Source organism: Streptomyces sp. MGP-P1 (genome assembly GCF_057766565.1).
In genome coordinates this window covers 854,706-877,671 of the sequence record NZ_JBYMEM010000005.1, presented here as the reverse complement: position 1 = coordinate 877,671, position 22,966 = coordinate 854,706, and the positions used below count along the sequence as shown (strand labels likewise).

The following is a 22,966-nucleotide window of genomic DNA, read 5'->3' as shown; positions in this document are numbered from 1 at the left end:
AGCGGCGCCCGGCGCTGCCTCCACGCGTACGGCCTGGACCCGGAGGTCTTCGGGCATGTGGCGGTGGTCGACCGGCGCCACGGGGCGCGGAATCCGGAGGCGTACTTCCACGGGAAGCCGATCACCCTCGCCGACCACGCCGCGTCCCGCTGGATCGTGGAGCCGCTGCGGCTACTGGACTGCTGCCAGGAGAAGGACGGCGGCCAGGCCCTCGTCGTCACGAGCCTGGAGCGCGCCCGCGACCTGCCCCGACCGCCCGCCGTCGTCGTCGCTGCGGCCCAGGGCGTGGGCCGGTCGCAGGAACATATGACGAGCTTCTACCGGGACGGGCTGACCGGCCTGCCGGAGACCGTTGTGGTCGCCCGGCAGCTGTGGCGCGGCCCCGGACTGTCGCCGGCCGACATCGACGTGGGCATCCTCTACGACCACTTCACCCCGTTCGTCCTGATGCAGCTGGAGGAGTTCGGTTTCTGCGACCCCGGGGAGGCCGGGGCGTTCGTCGCTGCGGACGTGCTGCCCCTGAACACCCATGGGGGTCAGCTGGGGGAGGCGTACCTCCACGGGATGAACGGCGTCGCGGAGGTCGTCCGGCAGATCCGGGGAACCTCGGTGAACCAGGTGGCGGGGGCGGCGAGATCGCTGGTCACGGCGGGTACGGGGGTTCCGACGTCGGGCCTGGTCATCGGTGCGGACGGCTGAGCGACGACGCCCGGCCCCCTGGGGCTCTCGGGGGCGGACCCTTACGGCCGGGCGGAGGCCCGTCCACCTTCAGGAGGTGCAGGGTGCACACCCCCTACAACCTGAGGCGGACGAGCCTTCGGGACCTGGGGGCGATCCCCTCGGCGGCGCCCGCTCCTAGCGTGGAGTACATGACCACGCCAGTCTGCACGGGCGCCTCCAGGGCGGCCTCCGCCACCGCCGCCGGCCACCCTCACGCGCCCTACGCGTCCTTCTCCTCGTACGTACGGGCCCGTGGGCCGGTCCTGCTGCGTACCGCGCGCTCGCTCACCGCGAACCCGTGCGACGCGGAGGACCTGCTACAGACGGCGCTGGCCAAGACGTACGTCGCGTGGGAGCGGATCGAGGACCACCGGGCGCTGGACGGCTACGTGCGGCGGGCGCTGCTCAACACCCGCACCTCGCAGTGGCGCAAGCGCAAGGTCGACGAGTTCGCGTGCGAGGAGCTGCCTGAGCGGGAGGCCTTTCCGGCGCCGGACCCGGCCGAGCAGCAGTCGTTGCACGACGCGATGTGGCGAGCGGTGCTCAAGCTCCCGGACCGCCAGCGCGCGATGGTCGTCCTGCGCTATTACGAGGACCTGAGCGAGGCCCAGACGGCTGAGGTGCTCGGCGTGTCGATCGGTACGGTCAAGAGCGCGGTCTCCCGTGCCCTCGGCAAGCTCCGCGAGGACCCGGAGCTGACGCCGGTCCGCTGATCCGGACGGCCCGGAAGAGCCCACCACCGGTGCCGCCCCATGCTCCGCCGCGGGTGCGACGCAGGGCCCTGGGGGCAGGCTCGCCAGCAGGAATGTTCCCGCGAGTAGTGACATACCGCGTGGTATGTGCGCAGAATCAGCGGAACCTTACTGCCGCGTAGCGCCTACCGGGAGGACGCCGTGCTGAGCACCATGCAGGACGTACCGCTGACTGTCACCCGCATCCTCCACCACGGGATGACGATCCATGGGAAGTCGCAGGTCACGACCTGGACCGGCGAACCCGAGCCGCATCGTGTCACCTTCGCCGAGATCGGCGCGCGCGCCACCCGGCTGGCCAACGCGCTGCGCGACGAGCTGGGCGTCGACGGCGACCAACGGGTTGCGACGCTCATGTGGAACAACGCCGTCCACGTCGAGGCGTACCTCGCCATCCCCTCCATGGGCGCCGTGCTCCACACCCTCAACCTTCGGCTGCCGCCCGAGCAGCTCGCCTGGGTCGTCAACCACGCGGACGACAAGGTGGTGATCGTCAACGGCTCGCTGCTGCCGCTCCTCGTGCCGCTGCTGCCGCACCTGCCGAGCGTCGAGCACGTGGTCGTGTCCGGCCCCGGCGACCGCTCCGGCCTCGCCGACGTCGCGCCGCGCGTGCACGAGTACGAGGAACTGATCGCGGGCCGCCCCACTACGTACGACTGGCCGGAGCTGGACGAACGCCAGGCCGCGGCCATGTGCTACACCTCCGGCACCACGGGTGACCCCAAGGGCGTCGTCTACTCGCACCGCTCGATCTACCTGCACTCGATGCAGGGCAACATGACCGAGTCGATGGGGCTGACCGACAGGGACACCACGCTCGTCGTCGTGCCCCAGTTCCATGTGAACGCCTGGGGGCTGCCGCATTCCGCGTTCATGAGCGGCGTCAACATGCTCATGCCGGACCGCTTCCTCCAGCCCGCCCCGCTCGCCGACATGATCGAGAGCGAGCGCCCGACCCACGCCTCCGCCGTTCCCACCATCTGGCAGGGCCTGCTCGCCGAGGTCACCGCCAACCCGCGCGACCTCACCTCCATGGCCAACGTGACCATCGGCGGCGCGGCCTGTCCGCCCTCGCTGATGGAGGCGTACGACAAGCTCGGCGTCCGGCTCTGCCACGCCTGGGGCATGACGGAGACCTCGCCGATCGGTTCCATGGCCCACCCGCCCGCCGGCCTGAGCGCCGACGAGGAGTGGCTGTACCGGGTCACCCAGGGCCGCTTCCCCGCCGGGGTCGAGGCGCGGCTGGTCGGCCCCGGCGGGGAACACCTTCCGTGGGACGGCGAGTCGGCCGGCGAGCTGGAGGTCAGGGGCCCCTGGATCGCCGCCGCCTACTACGGCGGCGCCGACGGCGAGCACCTGCGCCCCGAGGACAAGTTCAGCGAGGACGGCTGGCTGAAGACCGGTGACGTCGGTGTGATCAGCACCGACGGCTACCTCACCCTCACCGACCGGGCCAAGGACGTCATCAAGTCGGGCGGCGAGTGGATCTCCAGCGTCGAACTGGAGAACGCGCTGATGGCCCACCCGGACGTCGCGGAGGCGGCCGTCGTCGCCGTGCCGGACGAGAAGTGGGGCGAACGGCCGCTCGCGACGGTGGTCCTCAAGGAGGGCGTCACCGGGACCGACTACGAGGCGCTGAAGGAGTTCCTCGCCGAGTCGGGCATCGCCAAGTGGCAGCTGCCGGAGCGCTGGTCGCTGATCGCCGCCGTGCCGAAGACGAGCGTCGGCAAGTTCGACAAGAAGGTGATCCGCAAGCAGTACGCGGAAGGCGAGCTGGACGTGACCCAGCTCTGAGGCTTCGGTTCCTCTTCTGTTTCACGTGAAACAGGGCGGGGCGGTACGGGACCACCCGCACCGCCCCCGCCCTGTTCCGCTTCCCGCGTCCGTCGAGGGGCCCTAGTTGGTGCCGATCTTCGCCAGCAGGTCCACGATCCGCGACTGGACCTCGTCGCTGGTCGACCGTTCCGCCAGGAAGAGGACGGTTTCACCCGACGCCAGCCGCGGCAGCTCCGCCTGGTCCATCCCGGCCGAGGTGTAGACGACCAGCGGGGTACGGTTCAGCTGCCCGTTGGCCCGCAGCCAGTCGATGATCCCGGCGCGTCGGCGGCGTACCTGCATCAGGTCCATCACCACGAGGTTCGGCCGCATCCGGCTCGCCAGGTCGACGGCCTCGCTGTCCGTCGCGGCACGCGCCACCTGCATCCCGCGCCGCTCCAGGGTCTGCGTCAGCGCCACCGCGATCTCCTCGTGCTCCTCGATCAGGAGCACCCGCGAGGGATGCTGCTCGCTGTCGCGGGGGGCCAGCGCCTTGAGCAGGACGGCCGGGTCGGCACCGTACGCCGCTTCCCGGGTCGCCTGCCCCAGACCGGCGGTGACCAGCACCGGGACCTCGGCCGCGACGGCCGCCTGGCGCAGCGACTGCAACGCGGTACGAGTGATGGGGCCGGTCAGCGGGTCGACGAAGAGCGCGGCGGGGAACGCGGCGATCTGGGCGTCGACCTCCTCGCGGGAGTTCACGATCACCGGACGGTAGCCCCGGTCGCTGAGGGCCTGCTGGGTCGGCACATCGGGCGCGGGCCAGACCAACAGCCGACGCGGGTTGTCCAGCGGCTCGGGCGGCAGCTCGTCGTCGACCGGGTGCGGGTGCGGCCGGTTGGCGACCTCGACCGCGCCTCCGGGCCCGTCCAGCGGCTCGGGACCCTCCGCCCCCTCGTCGGGCGCCCCTATGGCGTACGCGCGCCCCTCCGCGACGGGCGGCGCGAGCAGTTGCCCCTCACCGTAGGCGGCACCGGGCCCACCCTGCGCCGGCTGACCCGGCTGCTGACCCGGCTGACTCGGCCGACCGGGCTCAGGCATCTGGTCCGGCCCCTGATCCTCGCCCTGGCCCTGGGGGTGGGTGCGGGGCTGGTGCTGCTGCGGCCCGGGAGCCTGCGCGGAGCCCGCCGGCTGGGCCGGACCCGGCCGGTCGCCCTCCGGCGGGGCGGCGAGCTTGCGGCGCCTGCCGGCCCCGCCGAGGCTCTGATGCGGCTGGTTCTGCTGATGCGCGAGGTGCTGGGCGAACGGAACGCCCTGGCCCAGCGTTCGCACGCTGAAGGCCCTCCCCTGCGTCGAGTCGGGGTTGCTGCCGTCCGGCATCGGCTCCTCGGCGGGCAGCGGTTGCCGCCGCGCGTCCGGGTCCGGGTCGGGGACGCCCGCGTCACCGTCGGCCGGGTGCGTCACCGGGTCGGCGACGGCCGCGACGCCGGTGGTGTGGGCGGTCCGACCGGCGCCGGTCTGCCCGGTGTCGGGATGCGCGTTCTGTCCGGTGTCGCCCCAGGGGGCGAGGTCCTGCGCCGGGCTCTGAGCCTCCGGTACGCCGCTGTCGTGCGGGCCCGGCGCATGGGGCGCCGCCCCAGGGAGTCGGGGCGCGTGGGCCGCCCCGGGCGCGGCGGGGAAGCCCGGCCCGGAGGTTCCGTCCGTCTGCGGGCCGGGGTGCGCCGGGGCGACGGGGTGCGCCTGCGGAGGCGTGTGACCGACCTCCGGTGCGGTACGCGCGTGGTGCGTGCTCGCCCCGTCTCCGGGGGCCACCGGGGCGCCGGGGGCGAGCGGAGCCCGGTCCGCGTCGGCGGGTGGCAGGGCGAAGGCGGTGCGGGGCCCGGCCTCGGCCGCGGTGCGCTCCTGGGCGGCGGCCAGCGCGCGCCGGGCACGCCGCCCCCCGGGCTGCTGGGACTGCTCCGTCCCGGGGTGACCGCCGTTGCTTTCCATGCCGTTGTTGCCGTTGTTGCCGTTGTTGCCGTTGTTGCCGGAGGCGAGGGCGGGCAGGGCGGGGCGGGCGGGCTCACCCTCACGACGGGCCCGCCGCCCGGTGGGCGGTACGGGCTGCTGCGGGTCCACCGGGACGCCCTGCGGCGGCACGGTCTGCCCGAGCTGCGGGCGACCGCCGCCCTGGGCGTTCTCGGCCGCGGTGACGACCGACCCCTCGGAAGGGGCGGCGGCCGCCGCGGACGGGCCGGAGGGCAGGGCCAGCGCCGCCCGCTGCGGTGGCTGGGGCTGCTCTCGTACTGCGTCGCCCACAACCGTGCCCGGGGCCGCCTCGGCCGGGCTGGGCCGGCCGCGCCGCCGCCCGGAGCCCTCGCCCTGCTGGGCCGGGATCAGCTCGGAAGCCGGCTGCTCGCCGGGCGCGGCCGGTGCACGGCGCGCCCGCCGTCGCCCGGTCGGCTCGGCGTCCGGGCGGTCGTCGGGAGCGGGCGCCACGGCCTCGACCGCGTTGTCGCCGATGCTCTCCGTACCGGCGGGGCCGTCCAGGAACGCGTCGGTGGAGGACCTGCGCGCCCGGCGCCGGCCGCCGCTGGTGACGCCCGGGGCCCCCAGCCCTTCGGGCGACGAGGAGGCGACGGGGGGAGGTTCCGGCAGCAGGGCGGCGCCGTCCGTCTCCGGCGGCGCGATCGTGCCGGACGCGGTGCCGATGGGCAGGTCGAGCACGTACGCGCTGCCGTTCATGCCCGGCATCTCGTGCGTCTGGAGGACCCCGCCGTGCGCCCGGACGATGCCGCGCACGATCGGCTCGTGCACCGGGTCGCCGCCGGCGAACGGGCCGCGCACCTCGATCCGTACGACGTCACCGCGCTGGGCCGCGGCCACGACCACGGTGGAGTCGACATAGCCGCCCCCGGGAACGGCCCGGGTCTTGCCGGTCGAATCGACGCCGCAGACGTCCGCGACGAGGTGGGCGATGGCGGTCGCGAGCCGGGGCGCGTCGACCTCGGCCTCGATCGGCGGGGCGTGCACGGCGAATTGGGCGCGGCCGGGGCCGATCAGCTCGACCGCCCCGTCGATACCGCCCGTGACGATGCCGTCCACCATCGCCGGGGCCTTGTGCAGCCCCTCCACCCCCGCGTCCAGGCGCTGGTACCCCAGCACGTTGTCGACGAGCGTGGTCATCCGGGCGTACCCGGCGGCGAGATGGTGCAGGATCTGGTTGGCCTCGGGCCACAGCTGACCGGCCGGGTCGGAGGCGAGCGTGGACAGCTCGCCGCGCAGCTCCTCCAGGGGCCCGCGCAGCGAACCGCCGAGGACGGCGGTGAGCTGGGCGTGCTGGGCGCCCAGGGAGGCGAGCAGCTCGGCCTGTCCCTCGATCTCGGCGGCGTACCGCTCGCTACGGTCGGCGAGCTCGGCGGCGTGTGCCTCCTTCAGCGCCTCCAGCTCGGCGGCGTGCGCCTCCTTGAGCGCGGTGACCTCGGCTGAGTGGCTCGTGGTCAGCTCGGCGACGACGCTTCTGTGCTGCGTCGACAACTCCTCGTACGGGCGGCGGTCGGTGAACGTCATCACCGCGCCGACGAGCTGGTCCCCGTCCCGTACCGGCGCGGTCGTGAGGTCCACCGGCACCTGCGCGCCGCTCTTGGACCACAGCACCTGCCCACGCACCCGGTGCTTGCGCCCGGACTTGAGGGTGTCGGCGAGCGGGGAGTCCTCGTACGGGAACGGCTCGCCCTCCGCCCGCGAGTGCAGGATCAGCGGATGCAGCTCCTGGCCGCCGAGGTCGCTGGCCCGGAAGCCGAGGATCTGCGCGGCGGCGGGGTTGACGAGGACGACGCGCCCGTCCGTGTCCGTGCCGACCACGCCCTCGGAGGCGGCCCGCAGGATCATCTCGGTCTGCCGCTGCGAACGGGCCAGCTCCGCCTCGGTGTCGACGGTGCCGGAGAGGTCCCGCACGACGAGCATGAGTAGCTCGTCACCGGTGTAGCTGGAGTGGATGTCGTTGTACGCGGCCTGCCCGCTGTCGAGGCTCGCGCTGGTGACCTCGACCGGGTACTCGCGGCGGTCGGTGCGCCGCGCGGTCATCCGCGTCGGCTTGGTCCTGCCCTGCTCGTCCGCAGCCTCGGGCCGGCGCATCGAACCCGGGATCAGCTTGGAGTCGAACTCCGGCAGCAGATCGAGCAGTCCGCGACCGACGAGCGCGGTGCCCGGGGTCTCGAACATTTCGAGGGCGATGGCGTTGGCGTTGACGACCGTGCCGTTGCAATTGACAAGCAGAAGCCCGTCAGGAAGGGCATCGAGTATGGCTGCGAGGCGAGCAGTGCCTCGGGATGGCCTGCTGCTCACGACGACGCTTCCTCCCTGATTACCGCACCTTGCCGACAGCGGGCCCCATCTTGCCCCTCGGGCCGCAGACTGTCACGGGAGGAGTCTAAGGGCAGGGGAGGCCCCGGAGGCGGCGGATGAGGGGGAGCTCTCACCAAGGTTCTGTGCGCGGCGTGTACGCCGCGGGCCCATGACGTGAGCGTCCGCGCACCCTGTGACGTGCGCGGACGCGCGACGAGGCCGACCCCCTAGGGACGCGCGGGCCCCCGGAGCCGGCTGCGGCAGATACACGGAGGCGAGCGCATTTACGCCGTCGGCGACGGACTATCGAACGTCCGGGAGCACCGGCACGAGGCTGTTCCAGCGCGCGATCTCGCATCCGTCGCGGCGGCTCGCGGTGGTGTCCACGGCCCGCCCCTCCCAGGTGCCCACGATGCGCGCGGTGGCGTCGCCGCCGTGGATCATCGTGCACATCGTGCCCTCCGGGGTCGGCCGGAACAGCTCCTGCCGCCCGGACCGGGTGGTGCCGGCCTCCGCCAGCCGGTCACAGGCCGCCTGCCCCTGCGGATGACTGCCCCCGGTGGGCCCGCACTCCAGCTCGAAGGTGCCGTCGGCCCCGGCGACCCCGGTGTTCTCGACGGACACGGTGAGCCGCGTCAGGACCTCGCTCGGCTTCCCCGCGCCCTTCCCGCCCCCGCCCTCCAGGAACCCTGGCAGCGGGATGGGCATGGGCAGCGGCCCGAGGGAGGGCCGGGCGGCGGCGAACGGCCCAGAGGTGGGCACGGCGGCGGGCGTCGGACCCGAGGCCATGGGGCCGGAAGCGGTGGCGGTGGACGCCGGCACGGCGGTGGCGAGCGCGGCGAGCGAGACGACGGCGGTGAGAGCGAGACGGCGCAGCATGCGGAAGCTCCAGGATCTCTGCAGCGGGGTCGGCCACGGGCGGCGGTCACGGGTGATCACCGACCCGCCCGGGCGCCACGGCTGACGGACGACTGACGGGCGACGACGACTGACGGAGACCGGGGCCCCCACCCCTCTCTAACGCGCACCGCGCCCGGACGTTGCGGCACCACGCCGAACTGCTTTGCCCTGGCCCCCGGGGGCCTAGTAACGTGTGCGGCGATTGGTGGCACGACGCTCGACTGTGTCATCATCTGCACGCACCACTCGCGTCCGCGCGAGGTGTGCTGGAGGCGTCGCCTAGTCCGGTCTATGGCGCCGCACTGCTAATGCGGTTTGGGTCTTAAAGCCCATCGAGGGTTCAAATCCCTCCGCCTCCGCCCCGACCCGAAGCCCCGTGCCCCTGGCACGGGGCTTCGGCCGTTCCGGGACGCGCGAGCGCGCGGAGGGGGAGGCGGCACCCGGTTCATGGCTGGTTCAGGAGGGTGGCCGAGACGGCCCTCGGGAGGCTGTTTCCGCAGGTCGGCAGTGGTGCGACTAATGGATTTCGCGTCACGGCGCAGGTCATGTAATGTTGTTCTCGCAACGCCGACCGGGGAGAAAAAAGCCCGGAACGCCAAGCACTCGTAGCTTAACGGATAGAGCATCTGACTACGGATCAGAAGGTTGCAGGTTCGAATCCTGCCGAGTGCACAGCAGCCCAGAGGCCCCCAGGAGAAATCCCGGGGGCCTCTCGCGTTGTCCGGGAGCAGTTTCTAGGCGGCCTCGGCGGGCACCGCCGCTCGCTCCGCCGTGACCCGGCGGCGGCGGGTCGGCAGGCCCATCGTCGGGTTCGCTGCGCCCCAGGCCGCGGCCTTGCAGACCAGTTCCTTGTAGAGGGCGGCCGCGCGGCCGGTCAGGGCCGCGCTGACGGCTCGGTCGTCGGCGGTGACGTACTGGATCAGGCCCTCCTTGCGGCCGAGGGAGACGCACTGGTTGAAGTAGCGGGCCGAGATGGTCGGGAGCTTGGTGCCGGTGAGGCGGGCCGCGATGGCGTCGGCGGCCTGCCAGGCGGTGGGGACGCCCGAGGCGCAGGACATGCGCAGGGGCTTGCCGCCGGGGCCCGCGACCAGGGCCGCGTCGCCGATGGCGTACACGTCCGGGTGCGAGGTCGAGCGCATCGTGTCGTCGACCACGATCTGGCCGTTGTCGGCGGTCTCCAGGGTCGTGGCCCGGGCGATGGGGTGGACCGCGAAGCCCGTCGTCCAGACCGTGACCGCAGCCGGGATGTCGCCCTCGGTGGTGGTGACGCGGTCGGCCTCCACGGCGGTGACGGTGGTGTGTTCGTGCGCGGTGATCCGCAGGTGGGCGAAGACCTTCCTCAGGTGCCTGGCGCCCTTCGGGGAGAGCCAGTCGCCCAGTGCTCCTCGGGCGGCCAGGGAGACGTCCAGGTCCGGGCGGGTCTCGGCCAGTTCCGTCGCGGCCTCCACGCCGGTGAGGCCGCCGCCGACGACGACCACGGGCGTGCCGGGGGCGAGGGAGGCCAGGCGGTCGCGCAGGCGCAGGGCGCCGGGGCGGCCGGCGATGTCGTGGGCGTGTTCGGCGGCGCCGGGGACGGCGTGGGTGTTCCAGGCGCTGCCCAGGGCGTACACGAGGGTGTCGTACGGCAGGGTCTCCGGCTCACCGGTTCCGTCCGGGTCGGCGACGGAGACCGTTCGGCGGTCGGCGTCGATGCCCGTGACCTCGCCGAGGCGCAGCCGGACGGCGGTGCCGGCGAACATCTCGTGGAAGGGGCGGGGTCGGAGCTCCTGGCCCACCGCGAGCTGGTGCATCCGGACGCGCTCGACGAAGTCGGGTTCGGCGTTGACGAGGGTGATGGAGACGTCCTCGCGGCGCAGCCGCCTGGCGAGGCGTCCGGCGGCGCTCGCTCCGGTGTAGCCGGCTCCGATGACGATGACGCGGTGCTGCTGGAGGTTCTGCTGCATGTCCTTCGCTCCTGTCTCGCGCGGTTTCGCCCCTTGAACCGGGCAGCCCGGCGATTCCTGACAGGGGGGCGATGTGACCTGCGCCACGAGGGGGGCTAGGAGATGCGGAGGGCCGGTTCTCCGTGGGCCGTCGCCGCCCACTGACGTGTCGCGCGTTCGAGTTTGTCGGGGTTGGCCTGGTTGCGGAACGCGGCGATGCCGTCCGCCGTGATCTCCAGGCACATGACGCCGATGACCCGGCCGTCGACGGTTACCACGAGCGCGGGCAGCCCGTTGGCGTACGAGACGTGGACCTCCGCCGTGCCGCCGAGGAGGTTGCGAGCGGCCTGGTTGGGGGTGAACAGGCTCCGCATGAACTTCGCGACGGCCGACGCGCCCTCGAACGGCTTCGCGCGGGCCGGGACCTTTCCGCCGCCGTCGCCGATCGCGACGGCGTCCGCGGTGAGCAGCCGGACGAGCGGTTCGGTCCGGCCGCTGGTCGCGGCCGTGAGGAACTCCTCGACGATCCGCCGGGCGGCGGCCTCGTCGATCTCGGTCCGGGCCCTGCCCTGCGCGATGTGCTTCTTGGCGCGGTGGAAGATCTGCTGGCCGGAGGCCTCGGTGATGTCGAGGATCTCCGCGATCCTCCGGTGCGGGTAGTCGAAGGCCTCCCGCAGCACGTACACCACCCGCTCGTTGGGGGAGAGGCGCTCCATGAGGGCGAGGACCGCGTACGAGACCGATTCGCGCTGTTCGACGGTGTCGGCGGGGCCGAGCATCGGGTCCCCGGCGAGCAGCGGTTCGGGCAGCCACTGGCCCACGTAGGTCTCGCGGCGGGCGCGCGCCGAGGTGAGCTGGTTGAGGCAGAGGTTGGTGAGGGCCTTCGTCAGCCAGGCCTCGGGGACCTCGATGCGGTCGATGTCGGCGGACTGCCAGCGTAGGAAGGTGTCCTGGACGGCGTCCTCGGCATCGCTCGCGGAGCCGAGGAGGCGGTAGGCGATGGCCTTCAGCCGGGGCATGGAAGCCGCGAACAGGTCCGTCTGGTTCCCGGTCAGCGCCATGGGCCGGATCATAACGGCCGTCCGCGGGCGGTCGTTCGGAGGGCCGGTGGCGGGGTAACCGACGTTGTACGGGGCGTGACGGTCCCGTTCCTCTCGGAGGTCGGCGATGAGCTCGAAGGAGCACGGGCGGGAAGAGCGTTGGCAGGACCGGTGGTGGGCGATGGGGCTGCTGGTGCTGGTGGTGTGGGTCGGTATCCAGCTGGCCTTCTACGGATGGTCGGGGTGGCCGGGCATTCTGGTCGGCGGGTTCGTCTACGCGGGTTTGATGACGTGGCTTCTGACGCGGCGCCGGCGGCGGGACGCGCGTGCCGTGGGTACCGAGGCCGCCCGGGTGCCGGAGCTGGAGCGGCGCATCGCGAAGAACGGTGAACTGCCCGAGGACCCGGCCGAACAGGTCGCCATGGTGCGGTTGATCCGGCGGCGGGAGGAGAAGCTGCGGCGCAACCGGTGGTGGGCCCTTCCCTTCCTCGGGCTGCTCTTCCTCACCATGCCGTTCTTCTGGTTCGCCGCGGGCAACGTGCCGATCGGGCTGTGGGGCCTCGGTTTCGGCGTGGGGTTCATGGGCTGGATCATCTGGCTCAACCGGCGGTTCGAACGGCGCATGGCCGCGATGCGGCGGCGGATCGAGGGTGTCGGAGGCTACGCGTAGCATCGCCGGGCCGCCGCTCCGCGGTGGTCAGGAAGCGGTTGCGGCCGGAGAGCGCGAGGCCGTCCGCGTCCCGGACGGTGGGTTCGACCGGTGCTCCGGTGCCGGTGGAGGAGAGAGCGGGGTCCGGGTGTCCGGTGGGTGGTGGTGCGCCGGGGTGCGGTGGCCGGGGCAGGTGCCCGAGCTGGGGTGGAGCAGGGGCGGTGACCGGCGGGTGAGCGTGCTCGCGTACGGGGTCGGCCTCGGGTTCCGGGCCCTCGGGGAGCGGCACTGCGTGGGGGCCCGGGGGAATGCGTGCCCGCTGGGCGCTGTGGTGCCGGGGCGTTCGACCGGCGGGCGGTGTGCCGAGTGCGCGCGGCTGGACCGGGCGCACTCGGTGGCCGCCGACACGATGGCGGACGACCCCCGGACGTACCGCGTGTACCTCGCCTGGTTCGGGCCCGGCATGGTCAAGGTCGGGATCACCGGGGAGGAGCGGGGGGCGGCCCGGCTGCGGGAGCAGGGGGCCGTGGTCTTCAGCTGGCTGGGGCGGGGGCCGCTCATGGCGGCCCGGCGGACCGAGGAGGTGCTGCGGGCGGCCCTCGGAGTGCCCGACCGGATCCCGTACGCCAGGAAGCGGGCCGTGCGCGGGCGGCTTCCCGGGCCCGAGGAGCGGGCCGCCGAGGTGGCGGAGCTGTACGGGCGGGCCGCGCGGCTCGAAGGGCGCGGCTGGCCCGAGTCGTTGGAGCGGCTGCCGCTCGAAGTCGTCGATCAGGCGTCGGCCTTCGGGATCGACCGGGCGCCCGCTCCGGTGCGGTCGGTGCGGGAGCTGGTCGACGGGGGCGTCGTCGCGGGGCGGCTCGTCGCTGCGGCCGGGCCCGATCTGCATCTGGCGGTGGACGGCGTGGGCGTGGTCGTCCTGGACACGCGGCTGATCACCGGGTGGGACCTCGCGGCCGTGCCCGCGGGGGCCGTATCCGGGGAGGTTGCGTCCGCAGGGGCCGTATCCGCGGAGGCCGCGTCCACGGGGGCGGTGTCCGCCGTGGCGGAGGGTGATGTACGTGTCCCCCTCATCGACATCGGCGGCGGCGGTGTGCAGGGTGGGTTGTTCTGACCGTCGATCGAGGAGAGCGTCCGTGGGGCCGGAGAGCGATGACGTGGTGCGGTTCTGGGAGCGGCTCGGACTGCCCGGGATCATCGACGTGCACACCCACTTCATGCCGGAGCGGGTCCTGCGCAAGGTGTGGGCCTACTTCGACGCCGCCGGGCCCCTCACCGGCCTGGAGTGGCCGATCACCTACCGGTACGAGGAGGAGGCGCGGCTGGCGGTGCTGCGGTCGTTCGGGGTGCTGCGCTTCACCTCCATGCTCTACCCGCACAAGCCCGGCATGGCCCGCTGGCTGAACGGCTGGGCCGCCGACTTCGCCGCCCGGACCCCCGACTGTCTGCACACCGCGACCCTCTTCCCCGAGGAGGACGGGGAGGTGTACGTGAAGGAGGCCGTCGAGAAGGGGGCCAGGGTCTTCAAGTCGCACCTCCAGGTCGGCGCGTACGACCCCAACGACCCGCTCCTGGACCCCGTGTGGGGGCTGCTCGCGGAGGCCGGGATTCCGGTGGTGATCCACTGCGGGTCGGGGCCCGCGCCGGGGGCCCACACCGGGCCGGAGCCGATCGGGCGGCTGCTGGCGCGTCACCCCCGGCTGCGGCTGGTCGTCGCGCACATGGGGATGCCGGAGTACGCGGAGTTCCTGGCGCTGGCGGAGGCGTATCCGGAGCTCCGGCTCGACACGACGATGGCGTTCACCGACTTCAGCGAGGGGTTCAGCCCCTTCCCGCCGGCGGAGCGGGGGCGGCTCGCCGACCTCGGGGACCGCATCCTGCTGGGGACCGACTTCCCGAACATCCCCTACCCGTACGTCCATCAGCTCCAGGCGCTGGAGCGGCTCGGGATGGGGGAGGAGTGGTTGCGGGCGGTCTGCCACGGGAACGCCGCCGCGTTGTTCCCCGTACAGGGCCAGTAGAAGCCGCGCCGCTTTCTCAGGGAATTCACAGGAACGGGTCAGGCTTCTCTCACGGGTGCCTCACAGAGTGGTCCCCATGACGACGACGACCTCGCCCCAGGCGCGTACCGAACTGCTCAGGCCGGACCGCACCCCCGTGCGGGTCCTGGTCGTGGACGACGAGGCTCCGCTCGCCGAGCTGCTCTCGATGGCCCTGCGGTACGAGGGGTGGGAGGTGCGCAGCGCCGGGGACGGGGCCGGGGCCGTCCGGGCCGCGCGGGACTTCCGCCCGGACGCGGTGGTCCTGGACGTGATGCTCCCGGACATGGACGGGCTGTCCGTGCTGGGCCGGCTGCGTCGCGAGTACGACGATGTGCCGGTCCTCTTCCTGACCGCCCGGGACGCCGTGGAGGACCGGATCGCCGGGCTCACCGCGGGCGGCGACGACTACGTGACCAAGCCGTTCAGCCTGGAGGAGGTCGTGGCCCGGCTGCGCGGGCTCATCCGCCGCTCGGGCTCGGCCGTCGCCGCCGGCCGCGCTGAGTCCACGCTCGTCGTCGGGGACCTGGTGCTCGACGAGGACAGCCACGAGGTGAGCCGGGGCGGGGACGCGATCCACGTCACGGCCACCGAGTTCGAGCTGCTGCGCTTCCTGATGCGCAATCCGCGCCGGGTGCTCAGCAAGGCGCAGATCCTCGACCGGGTCTGGAACTACGACTTCGGCGGTCAGGCCAACGTCGTGGAGCTCTACATCTCCTACCTCCGCAAGAAGATCGACGCCGGGCGCACGCCGATGATCCACACCCGGCGCGGCGCGGGGTATCTGATCAAGCCGGGTGAGTAGGGGCCGGGGCGGTGTGGGGGTGCCGCGGCGGCCGTGGACGCTGCGGACGCGGCTCGTCGTCTCCGCCGTCTCGCTGATCGCCGTCGTCGCCGCTGTCATCGGGTCCGTCACCGCGATCGCCTTCCACAGCTACCTGTACGGCAAGCTCGACGACCAGCTGCACGCCGTCGCCGAGCGCGCCCAACGTCCGCCGGGCCCGGTGCCGCAGGCGTTGCGCGAGGCGGGTCCGCTCGGCTTCGTCGGCGGGGGCGGGCAGCCGCTCGGCACGTTCGGGGCCCTGCTCGGCGAGGACGGGGACGTCACCGCGTCGAAGGTCGTCGAGGACAGCGGGCTGCGGGCCCAGGAGAGCGCGAAGCCGCTGACCGGGGAGCAGCGGAGCGCCCTGGAGGCGGCCGCTGCGACCACCGGCGAGGGTGCCCGGAGCGTCGACCTTCCGGGGCTCGGCGGCTACCGGGTCGAGGCAGCCACCACCGCCGAGGGGTACACCGTCCTCGTGGGCATCCCCAGCGCCGAGGTGAGCGGTGCGCTGACCACCCTGATCGTCGTCGAGGTCTGCGTGACCGCCGCCGGGCTGCTGGCCGCGTCGATCGCGGGCACCGTGCTCGTCGGGGTCGCCCTGCGGCCGTTGCGCCGGGTCGCCGCCACGGCCACCCGGGTCTCCGAACTCCCCCTGCACAGCGGCGAGGTGGCCCTCCTGGAGCGGGTCCCGGGCGCCGAGGCCGATCCGCGCACGGAGGTCGGGCAGGTGGGCGCGGCGCTCAACCGGATGCTCGGGCACGTCGGTTCGGCGCTCGCCGCCCGCCAGGAGAGCGAGACGCGGGTCCGGCAGTTCGTCGCCGACGCCAGCCATGAGCTGCGCACTCCGCTGGCCTCGATCCGGGGCTACGCCGAGCTGACCCGGCGGGCCGCCGGGGGCCGGGAAGCGCCGGGGCCCGACCCGGTCACCCGGCACGCGCTGGGGCGGATCGAGTCGGAGGCGGACCGGATGACGGGCCTGGTGGAGGATCTGCTGCTGCTGGCCCGACTGGACGCCGGGCGCCCGCTCTCGTACGGGAGCACCGATCTGCTGCCGCTGGTCGTGGACGCGATCAGCGACGCCCGGGCGGCGGACCGGGGGGCGCCGGGTGGGGATGCCGGGGTGGTGGACCGGGGGGCGGCGGACCTGGGTGCGCCGGGCCACGGTGCGCCGGGCCTGGGTGCGCCGGGCCTGGGTGCGGCGGACCGGGGTAAGCCGGACCTGGGTGCGCAGGACCTGGGTGCGCAGGACCTGGGTGGGCCGGGCCCGGGTGGGCCGGGCCCGGGTGGGCCGGGCCTGGGTGCGCCGGGCTACGGTGCGCCGGGCCTGGGTGCGCCGGGCCAGGGCCTCCCGGACCGGAGTGCGCCGGGCCCGGATGTCCTGCACCGCTGGCGGCTCGAGCTGCCCGCCGAGCCCGTGACCGTACGCGCCGATCCCGAACGGTTCCAGCAGGTGCTGGTCAACCTGCTGGCCAACGCCCGCGCCCACACCCCGCCGGGGACCACCGTCACCGTGGCCGTACGGCCGTCCGCGCGCCCCGGGGGGCCGGTCACGCTGGAGGTGGGCGACGACGGGCCCGGCATCCCCCCGGAGTTGCTGCCGCACGTCTTCGAACGGTTTGCCCGCGGTGACGCCTCCCGCTCGCGCGGGGCCGGTACGGGCAGGGCGGCCGGGTCCACCGGGCTCGGCCTCGCCATCGTGCAGGCCGTCGTCTCCGCGCACGGCGGGCGCGTACGGGTGGAGTCGGAGCCGGGCCGCACGGTGTTCGTGATCGAGCTGCCGGCGGAAGCGCATGAAGCGCTCCGCACGCCCTCAGAGGGCAAGGACGGCGCGCACCCGCAGGGCAAGGACGGCGCGCACCCGCAGGGCAGGGACAGGGCGCACTCACAGGGCGGGGACAGGCTCAGCACACCGGTGTGACAGCGCGGTTGGCGAACGTCGGAGCATGACAACCGACAGCCTCCGGAGCGGCCCCGGCGCCACCGGCCGCAGCAGCGGGGGCGGCGTGCAGCGCGCCCGTCTGCCGGTCAGGGAGCACCTCCCGGCCCGTGGCCCGGCCACCGCCGCCGACGTCCCCGTGCTCGACGTCGTCGTCCCCGTGTACAACGAGGAGAAGGACCTCCGCCCCTGCGTCGTGCGGCTGAACGGCCATCTCGCGCGGACCTTCCCGTACCCCTTCCGCATCACCGTCGCCGACAACGCCAGCACCGACTCCACCCCCGCCGTCGCCGCGTCGCTCGCCGCGGAGCTGCCCGGGGTGCGGTACGTGCGGCTGGCGGAGAAGGGACGGGGGCGGGCGCTGCGTACGGTCTGGGCGGAGTCCGACGCGCCCGTCCTCGCCTACATGGACGTCGACCTCTCCACCGACCTCAACGCCCTCCTCCCGCTGGTCGCCCCGCTCATCTCCGGCCACTCCGACCTGGCCATCGGCTCCCGGCTGGCGCGGAGTGCGCGGGTGGTGCGGGGGCCGAAGCGGGAGTTCGTCTCGCGCGCCTACAACCTGATCCTGCGCTCCTCGCTGGCCGCCGGATTCAGCGACGCCCAGTGCGGGTTCAAGGCGATCCGGCGCGAGGTCGCCGAGCGGCTGCTGCCGATGGTGGAGGACAGCGGCTGGTTCTTCGACACCGAGCTGCTGGTCCTCGCCGAGCGGGCCGGGCTGCGCATCCACGAGGTGCCCGTCGACTGGATCGACGACCCCGCGTCGACGGTCCGGATCGTGCGGACGGCCGTCGAGGATCTGAGAGGGGTGTGGCGGGTGGGGCGGGCGCTGGCCGTCGGCGCGCTGCCCCTGGACCGGCTGGCCCGGCCCTTCGGGGACGACCCGCGCGACCGCGCGCTGGCCGGGGTGGAGCGTGGTCTGGCCCGCCAACTGGTCGGGTTCTGCTGCGTGGGCGCGCTGTCGACGCTGTTCTACCTCGCGCTGTACTCCCTCTTCCGGCTCGGCGTCGGCCCGCAGCTCGCCAACGGCGGCGCGCTGCTCGTCTCCACCGTCGCCAACACGGCCGCCAACCGCCGCTTCACCTTCGGGGTACGGGGCCGGGGCGGGGCCGTCCGCCACCAGGCGCAGGGGCTCGTGGTCTTCGCCGTCGGCCTCGCGCTGACCAGCGGCTCGCTGGCCGCGCTGGGGGCGACGAGCGGATCGCCCGCGCACGGCACGGAGCCGGCCGTGCTGATCATCGCCAACCTCGCGGCCACCGTGCTGCGTTTCCTGCTCCTGCGCGCCTGGGTCTTCCCCGAGCGTCGCACCACCGAACGGGACCACGTGGGGCGGCCGTTGCCCGCGGCGGCCGTCCTCCCGGTCCGCGACGAACCCGAGGATGTCCGATGACCACGCCCGCCGCTCCCGCGATGCCCGTCGCCACGCCGCCGACCGGTCGGGAAGGCCCCCCGCTGGGCGCGCCCGGCGCTGTACGGGCTGCTGCTGGCCGTCGGCCTCGCGTACTTCTGGAACCTCAGCGCCTCCGGATACGCCAACTCCTTCTACTCCGCGGCCGTCCAGGCGGGCAGCCAGAGCTGGAAGGCACTCTTCTTCGGCTCGCTGGACTCCGGAGGCGCCATCACCGTCGACAAGCCGCCCGCCGCGCTCTGGCCGATGGCCCTGTCGGTGCGGCTGTTCGGGCTGAACTCCTGGGCGATCCTGGCCCCCCAGGTCCTGATGGCGCTCGCCACGGCGGCCGTGCTGAACACCGCCGTACGCCGTCGTTTCGGGCCGGTCGCCGGGCTGATCGCGGTGGGCGTGTTCGCGTTGACTCCCGTCGCGGCGCTGATGTTCCGCTTCAACAACCCGGACGCGCTGCTCGCCCTGCTGATGACTGTCAGCGTCTGGTGCGTGCTGCGGGCCTTGGAGCGGGGGCGGACGAAGTGGCTGCTCTGGGCGGGCGCGGCGGTCGGGTTCGCGTTCCTGACGAAGACCCTCCAGGCGTTCCTGATCCTGCCGCCGCTGGCCGTGCTGTACGCGGTGTGCGCCCCCGTTCCCGTGACGAAGCGGCTCGGCCAACTCACCCTGTCCGCGCTGACGGCGGTCGTCGCCGGCGGCTGGTGGGTCGCGATCGTGGAGCTGACGCCGGCTTCCTCGCGCCCGTACGTCGGCGGCTCGCAGAACAACTCCTTCCTGGAGTTGACGTTCGGCTACAACGGGCTCGGCCGGATCAACGGCGAGGAGACCGGGAGCGTCGGTGGCGGTGGCGGTGGGGGCGGCGGTGGCTGGGGTGAGACCGGCATCGGCCGGATGTTCGACTCCGAGGTCGGCGGCCAGATCGCCTGGCTGCTTCCCGCCGCGCTGATCCTGCTGGTGGCCGGTCTCTGGCTGACCCGACGGGCGGCCCGGACCGACTCCGCGCGGGCCGCGCTCGTCGCCTGGGGCGGTGCGCTGGTCATGACCGCGGCCGTGTTCAGTTTCATGGCCGGGATCTTCCACCAGTACTACACGGTGGCCCTCGCCCCGTACGTCGCGGCGCTCGTCGCCATGGGCGTCACGGTGCTGTGGGAGGAGCGGGGCGCGTGGTGGCCGCGTGCGGTGCTCGCGGGCACGACCGTGGTGACGGTGGTCTGGGCGTACGTCCTGCTGGGCCGCACACCGGACTACCTGCCGTGGCTGCGGTGGGCGGTCCTGGCGGCCGGGCTGATCGGTGCGCTCGGGCTGCCGGCCGTGGGCCGGATCGGCGGCCGGGGGCTGACGGCCGCCGTGGTGGGGCTGAGCTGCGCGGCGTCGCTGGCGGGGCCGGCGGCGTACACCGTCTCCACCCTGAAAAGCGGCCACCAGGGCTCGATCGTGACCGCCGGACCTTCGGCCGGCTTCGGCAGGGGCGGGCCCGGGGGCGGTGGCGGCGGCCGGGGCGGACCCGGCGGCGGTGACGGCGGGCAGCGCGGCATGCCTACGTTGCCGGGAGGGGCCGCACCCGGAGGTACGGCACTGGGAGGGACCCCGCCCGGCGGTACGGGGGCGGGCGCGGGGGCGGGCACGGGCACGGCCCCCGGCTTCGGCGAAGGGATGAGGGGTGGCGGAGGCGGCGGCCTGGGCGGGCTGCTCAACGGCGCGGCCGTCGACGCCGAGGCGAAGGCGCTCCTGGAGAAGGACGCGGACGACTACACCTGGGTCGCCGCCGCCGTCGGCGCGCAGAACGCGGCCGGCTACCAACTCGCTTCCGGCGAGCCCGTGATGACGATCGGCGGATTCAACGGAAGCGACCCGTCACCGACGTTGGCCCAGTTCAGGAGTCACGTCGCCGAAGGGAAGATCCACTACTTCGTCTCGGGCGGAGAGCTGGGCGGAGAGCTGGGCGGCGGCCCGGACGGCGGGACGGAAGGCGGCGGCAGGGGCGGCGGCAACTCCGCTACCTCGTCGCGGATCTCCTCCTGGGTGACGGAGAACTTCACCGAGGTCGCCGTCGGCAGCGCCACGTTCTACGACCTGACACGGCCCGCGGGTTGAGGACGGGGCGTACGCGGGCGGGCTCAGAACCCGGCCGCGTACGTCCAGAAGTCCCGCATCACCTGCGGAGCGGCGGGCCCGGCCATCTCCATCTGGGTGAGCAGGACGGCGACGGTGCCCGTGGACGGGATGACGTGGGCCGTGGTGCCGGTGCCGCCGATCCAGCCGTAGCGGCCCCGTACGTTCCAGGGGGCCGCGATCTCGATGTCCACCGCCCCGCCGAATCCCCAGCCCTGCCCCTCCGTGAACAGCCCGCTCGCGGCGCGTTGGTCCGGGGTGAGGTGGTCGGTGATCATCTGGCGGACGGACTCGGCGGCCAGCACCCGGTGTCCTTCGTCGTTCAGACCCCCGGCGAGCAGCATCCGGCCGAACGCGGCCCAGTCGTCGACGGTCGAGACCAGGCCGCCCGCGCCGGACGGGAAGGCGGGCGGGCTGCTCCACTGCCCGTCCGGGCCGTCGACCAGCACCGGGTCGCTTCCGCTGTCCGCCCCGGCCCGGTAGTAGCCGGTGAACCGGTCCAGCGCGGCGGGCTCCACGGCGAACCCGGTGTCCGTCATGCCGAGGGGCTCGAACAGCCGCTCCGCCAGATACTCGGGCAGCGGGCGGTCGGCGACCCGGGCGATGAGGACGCCGAGGATGTCGGAGCACGTGTTGTAGAGCCAGCCGTCGCCCGGCTGGTGCAACAGGGGGATACGGGACAGCGCGGCCATCCAGGCGTCCGGCGCGAGGCCGGTCCGCGGCTGCGGCGGGCCCTGTTTCAGCTCGGCGAACAGCGGGGCGACGGCCGGGAGCGAGAAGTCGGAGGGGAAGCCGTAGCCGGCCCGGAAGGTCAGCAGGTCCAGCAGGGTGATCGGGCGGACCGCCGACACCACGTCGTCGACCGGGCTCTGCGGCGTCCGTACGACCAGGGGCGCGGCCAGCTCGGGAAGCCACGCCGCGACCGGGTCGGCGGGGGCGATCAGGCCGTCCTCGACGAGCGTCATGGCCGCCGCCGCCACGATCGGCTTGGTGATCGAGGCGATACGGAAGATCGAGTCCCGCCGCATCGGCGTGGACCCGGCCGTACCGGCCGTACCGGCCGCCGCCACCTCGGTCCTCCCGTCCCGGGCGACCAGGGCCACCGCGCCCGGCATCGACCCCTCGGCGATGTGGGCGTCCAGCAGTTCGGGCAGGGTCGTGGTGGTGCTCATGGGTCGTCCTTCGTCCGGTACCGCGTGTGCTGTCGGAGGCCTGCCCTCCGGGGGCGCCCCGCGGCGCGCGTCCGCGGGTGGTGGACCGGGCGCGGCCCTCGGACAGAAGGACGCGCGCCGGCCGTAAAAGGAGGCATGCGGGCCGAAAAAGATGACTCCCGGCCCGCCCGGGACTCATCGGCCCGGGCCCGGGTGGTGTGGGCCGAGTCCGGGACTCATCGGCCCGGTTCTGGGTGGTGTGGGCCGAGTGCGTGGGGCATGGGCCCGGACCCGGGTGCCGTGGGCCGAGTCCGTGGGGCATCGGCCCGGACCCGGGTGGTGTGGGCTGGGCCCGGGGCTCATCGGCCCGGCGCGCCGGGTCTTGCCGCCCGAGTCCGTGGGGCATGGGCCCCGTTCCGGCCCCGCTCCATCTCGGCGACGGCGGAGACGACGAGCCGTAACCCGTGGCCGCGGACGAACTCCTCGGTCGCGGGCCCCGTCCGGGCTCGTCCGTCCGAGCCCCGTCGGTGGGCTCACCGGCCCCTTCCTCCCCGTACCAGCAGGTCCGCCACCACCGGCCGGTGGTCGGAGGCGACGCTCTCCGGCACCCACGCCTTCCGTACCGTGATCGCGGCGCCCGGCCTGCCCTTCGACACTGCCACGTAGTCGATCCGCTTGACCGGGTCCCCCGCCGGGAAGGTCGGCGCCCCCGGGTCGGCGTCCGCCAGTTCCCGCCACAGCGGGGCCAGTTCGGGGGCGGCCGGCTCCGCGTTGAAGTCGCCGAGGAGGATCCGCGGGCCCGGGTCCTCGGCCATGATCCGCCGGGTGTCGGCGACCTGGGCGACGCGGACGGCGGGATCCGGGCGGTAGTCGAGGTGGGTCACGTACACGTGCACGGGCAGCCCTCGCACCCGTACGACGACCTCGCCGAACCCCGGGGCGGGGGCGGGGGCCGGGTTCGGGTCCTGGGTGGAGAGCCGGGTGATCTCGTGGTTCTCGGCGCTCACGATCCGGTGCCGCGACAGCACGGCCACCCCGTACTCCGCCCGGGGGCCGCCCGGTCGGGCCGGGTCCAGGCTGTAGATGGGGGCGAAGGAGACGTGCATGCGCAGTCGCCGCGCCAGCTCTCCCGCGAGATCCCGCCACTCGCTGCGGTCGCCCCAGTGCCGGTCGACCTCCTGAAGGCCGATCACATCCGCTTGCATCGAACGGAGTTCGGCTGTCTGACGGTCCAGGTCGAAGGCGCCGTCCACGCCCGCCCCGGCGTGGATGTTGTACGTGGCGACCCGCAGCGGCACGTCCCCGCGGGAAGGGGGGTGGGTCGTGGTGACGGCGGCGGCGGGCGGCGCGACGAGCGCACCCAAGAGGGACGCGGCGAACAGGAGTTGAGGGATACGAGAGGTACGGCGACGCTGCGACATGGCTCTCCAACCGGCCGAAAATCG

14 protein-coding genes, 2 tRNA genes and 2 pseudogenes are annotated in these 22,966 nt (G+C 73.8%); 12 read left to right on the top strand and 6 right to left on the bottom strand.

Features of this window, described 5'->3' with window-relative positions; all coding sequences use genetic code 11:
- Window positions 1–6 precede the first annotated feature (6 nt).
- From AC3CH1_RS13405 to AC3CH1_RS13395, 3 genes and pseudogenes are all read left to right on the top strand, one after another.
- Window positions 7–699: pseudogene (locus tag AC3CH1_RS13405) on the top strand (thiolase C-terminal domain-containing protein); the annotation flags it as partial.
- A 170-nt stretch (window positions 700–869) separates the two neighbouring features.
- Window positions 870–1,433, top strand: a complete 564-nt coding sequence (locus AC3CH1_RS13400; protein WP_012380021.1) for a SigE family RNA polymerase sigma factor — start codon at window positions 870–872, stop codon at window positions 1,431–1,433.
- 180 nt (window positions 1,434–1,613) lie between these two features.
- Window positions 1,614–3,266 carry a long-chain fatty acid--CoA ligase gene (locus tag AC3CH1_RS13395; protein WP_488463100.1) on the top strand — a complete coding sequence of 551 codons (1,653 nt, stop codon included), beginning with the start codon at window positions 1,614–1,616 and terminating at the stop codon, window positions 3,264–3,266.
- Window positions 3,267–3,368: 102 nt separating this feature from the next.
- On the opposite strand, the gene AC3CH1_RS13390 is transcribed toward AC3CH1_RS13395, so the two are convergent.
- Together AC3CH1_RS13390 and AC3CH1_RS13385 are read right to left on the bottom strand one after the other, a co-directional pair.
- Window positions 3,369–7,553 (bottom strand): response regulator, encoded by a 4,185-nt coding sequence (locus AC3CH1_RS13390; protein ID WP_488463099.1) that lies wholly within the window; start codon window positions 7,551–7,553, stop codon window positions 3,369–3,371.
- 303 nt (window positions 7,554–7,856) lie between these two features.
- Entirely contained in the window at window positions 7,857–8,432 is a 576-nt protein-coding gene (locus AC3CH1_RS13385) for an SSI family serine proteinase inhibitor (protein ID WP_488463098.1), read from the bottom strand.
- Between the two features lie 289 nt (window positions 8,433–8,721).
- Between AC3CH1_RS13385 and AC3CH1_RS13380 the strand changes: the two genes are divergently transcribed.
- Both AC3CH1_RS13380 and AC3CH1_RS13375 read left to right on the top strand, forming a co-directional pair.
- Window positions 8,722–8,812: transfer RNA gene (locus tag AC3CH1_RS13380), tRNA-Ser, on the top strand.
- Between the two features lie 240 nt (window positions 8,813–9,052).
- A tRNA-Arg gene (locus AC3CH1_RS13375) sits at window positions 9,053–9,125 on the top strand.
- A 62-nt stretch (window positions 9,126–9,187) separates the two neighbouring features.
- Here the strand turns inward: AC3CH1_RS13375 and AC3CH1_RS13370 are convergent.
- Window positions 9,188–10,396: an NAD(P)/FAD-dependent oxidoreductase gene (locus AC3CH1_RS13370; protein WP_488463097.1), complete on the bottom strand. Its 1,209-nt coding sequence runs from the start codon at window positions 10,394–10,396 to the stop codon at window positions 9,188–9,190.
- A gap of 95 nt (window positions 10,397–10,491) precedes the next feature.
- On the bottom strand, window positions 10,492–11,436 hold the full coding sequence (gene sigJ, locus AC3CH1_RS13365; RefSeq protein ID WP_488463096.1) for an RNA polymerase sigma factor SigJ: 945 nt from the start codon (window positions 11,434–11,436) through the stop codon (window positions 10,492–10,494).
- 106 nt (window positions 11,437–11,542) lie between these two features.
- On the opposite strand from sigJ, the gene AC3CH1_RS13360 reads away from it, so the two are divergent.
- The 7 genes and pseudogenes from AC3CH1_RS13360 (at window position 11,543) to AC3CH1_RS13330 (ending at window position 20,352) form a co-directional block, all read left to right on the top strand.
- Window positions 11,543–12,085: a hypothetical protein gene (locus tag AC3CH1_RS13360; protein ID WP_488463095.1), complete on the top strand. Its 543-nt coding sequence runs from the start codon at window positions 11,543–11,545 to the stop codon at window positions 12,083–12,085.
- Between the two features lie 127 nt (window positions 12,086–12,212).
- Window positions 12,213–13,175, top strand: coding sequence for a DUF2797 domain-containing protein (locus AC3CH1_RS13355; protein WP_488463094.1), 963 nt, complete (start codon window positions 12,213–12,215; stop codon window positions 13,173–13,175).
- 22 nt (window positions 13,176–13,197) lie between these two features.
- Entirely contained in the window at window positions 13,198–14,082 is an 885-nt protein-coding gene (locus tag AC3CH1_RS13350; protein ID WP_488463093.1) for an amidohydrolase family protein, read from the top strand.
- Between the two features lie 76 nt (window positions 14,083–14,158).
- Window positions 14,159–14,905 carry a response regulator transcription factor gene (locus AC3CH1_RS13345; protein WP_488463092.1) on the top strand — a complete coding sequence of 249 codons (747 nt, stop codon included), beginning with the start codon at window positions 14,159–14,161 and terminating at the stop codon, window positions 14,903–14,905.
- Window positions 14,906–14,924: 19 nt separating this feature from the next.
- A complete protein-coding gene (locus AC3CH1_RS13340) occupies window positions 14,925–16,841 on the top strand; it encodes a sensor histidine kinase (protein ID WP_488463091.1) in 1,917 nt (638 codons plus the stop codon).
- A 25-nt stretch (window positions 16,842–16,866) separates the two neighbouring features.
- The gene (locus AC3CH1_RS13335) at window positions 16,867–18,249 is read left to right on the top strand and encodes a bifunctional glycosyltransferase family 2/GtrA family protein (RefSeq protein WP_488463090.1); all 1,383 of its coding nucleotides are present in this window, start codon (window positions 16,867–16,869) and stop codon (window positions 18,247–18,249) included.
- Window positions 18,246–20,352 (top strand): annotated as a pseudogene (locus AC3CH1_RS13330) (glycosyltransferase family 39 protein). Before AC3CH1_RS13335 ends, AC3CH1_RS13330 begins: the two are co-directional and overlap by 4 nt.
- A 23-nt stretch (window positions 20,353–20,375) precedes the next feature.
- Here AC3CH1_RS13330 and AC3CH1_RS13325 read toward each other — a convergent pair.
- Together AC3CH1_RS13325 and AC3CH1_RS13320 are read right to left on the bottom strand one after the other, a co-directional pair.
- Window positions 20,376–21,542, bottom strand: a complete 1,167-nt coding sequence (locus tag AC3CH1_RS13325; RefSeq protein ID WP_488463089.1) for a serine hydrolase domain-containing protein — start codon at window positions 21,540–21,542, stop codon at window positions 20,376–20,378.
- A gap of 512 nt (window positions 21,543–22,054) precedes the next feature.
- A complete protein-coding gene (locus tag AC3CH1_RS13320) occupies window positions 22,055–22,942 on the bottom strand; it encodes an endonuclease/exonuclease/phosphatase family protein (protein WP_488463088.1) in 888 nt (295 codons plus the stop codon).
- Window positions 22,943–22,966 lie beyond the last annotated feature (24 nt).

What these genes read in the sequence shown, in the direction of transcription:
- AC3CH1_RS13400 (WP_012380021.1), top strand. Translation starts at nt 870, where the DNA reads ATGACCACGCCAGTCTGCACGGGCGCCTCCAGGGCGGCCTCCGCCACC.
- AC3CH1_RS13385 (WP_488463098.1), bottom strand. Translation starts at nt 8,432, where the DNA reads ATGCTGCGCCGTCTCGCTCTCACCGCCGTCGTCTCGCTCGCCGCGCTC.
- AC3CH1_RS13370 (WP_488463097.1), bottom strand. Translation starts at nt 10,396, where the DNA reads ATGCAGCAGAACCTCCAGCAGCACCGCGTCATCGTCATCGGAGCCGGC.
- sigJ (WP_488463096.1), bottom strand. Translation starts at nt 11,436, where the DNA reads ATGGCGCTGACCGGGAACCAGACGGACCTGTTCGCGGCTTCCATGCCC.
- AC3CH1_RS13360 (WP_488463095.1), top strand. Translation starts at nt 11,543, where the DNA reads ATGAGCTCGAAGGAGCACGGGCGGGAAGAGCGTTGGCAGGACCGGTGG.
- AC3CH1_RS13345 (WP_488463092.1), top strand. Translation starts at nt 14,159, where the DNA reads ATGACGACGACGACCTCGCCCCAGGCGCGTACCGAACTGCTCAGGCCG.
- AC3CH1_RS13335 (WP_488463090.1), top strand. Translation starts at nt 16,867, where the DNA reads ATGACAACCGACAGCCTCCGGAGCGGCCCCGGCGCCACCGGCCGCAGC.
- AC3CH1_RS13325 (WP_488463089.1), bottom strand. Translation starts at nt 21,542, where the DNA reads ATGAGCACCACCACGACCCTGCCCGAACTGCTGGACGCCCACATCGCC.
- AC3CH1_RS13320 (WP_488463088.1), bottom strand. Translation starts at nt 22,942, where the DNA reads ATGTCGCAGCGTCGCCGTACCTCTCGTATCCCTCAACTCCTGTTCGCC.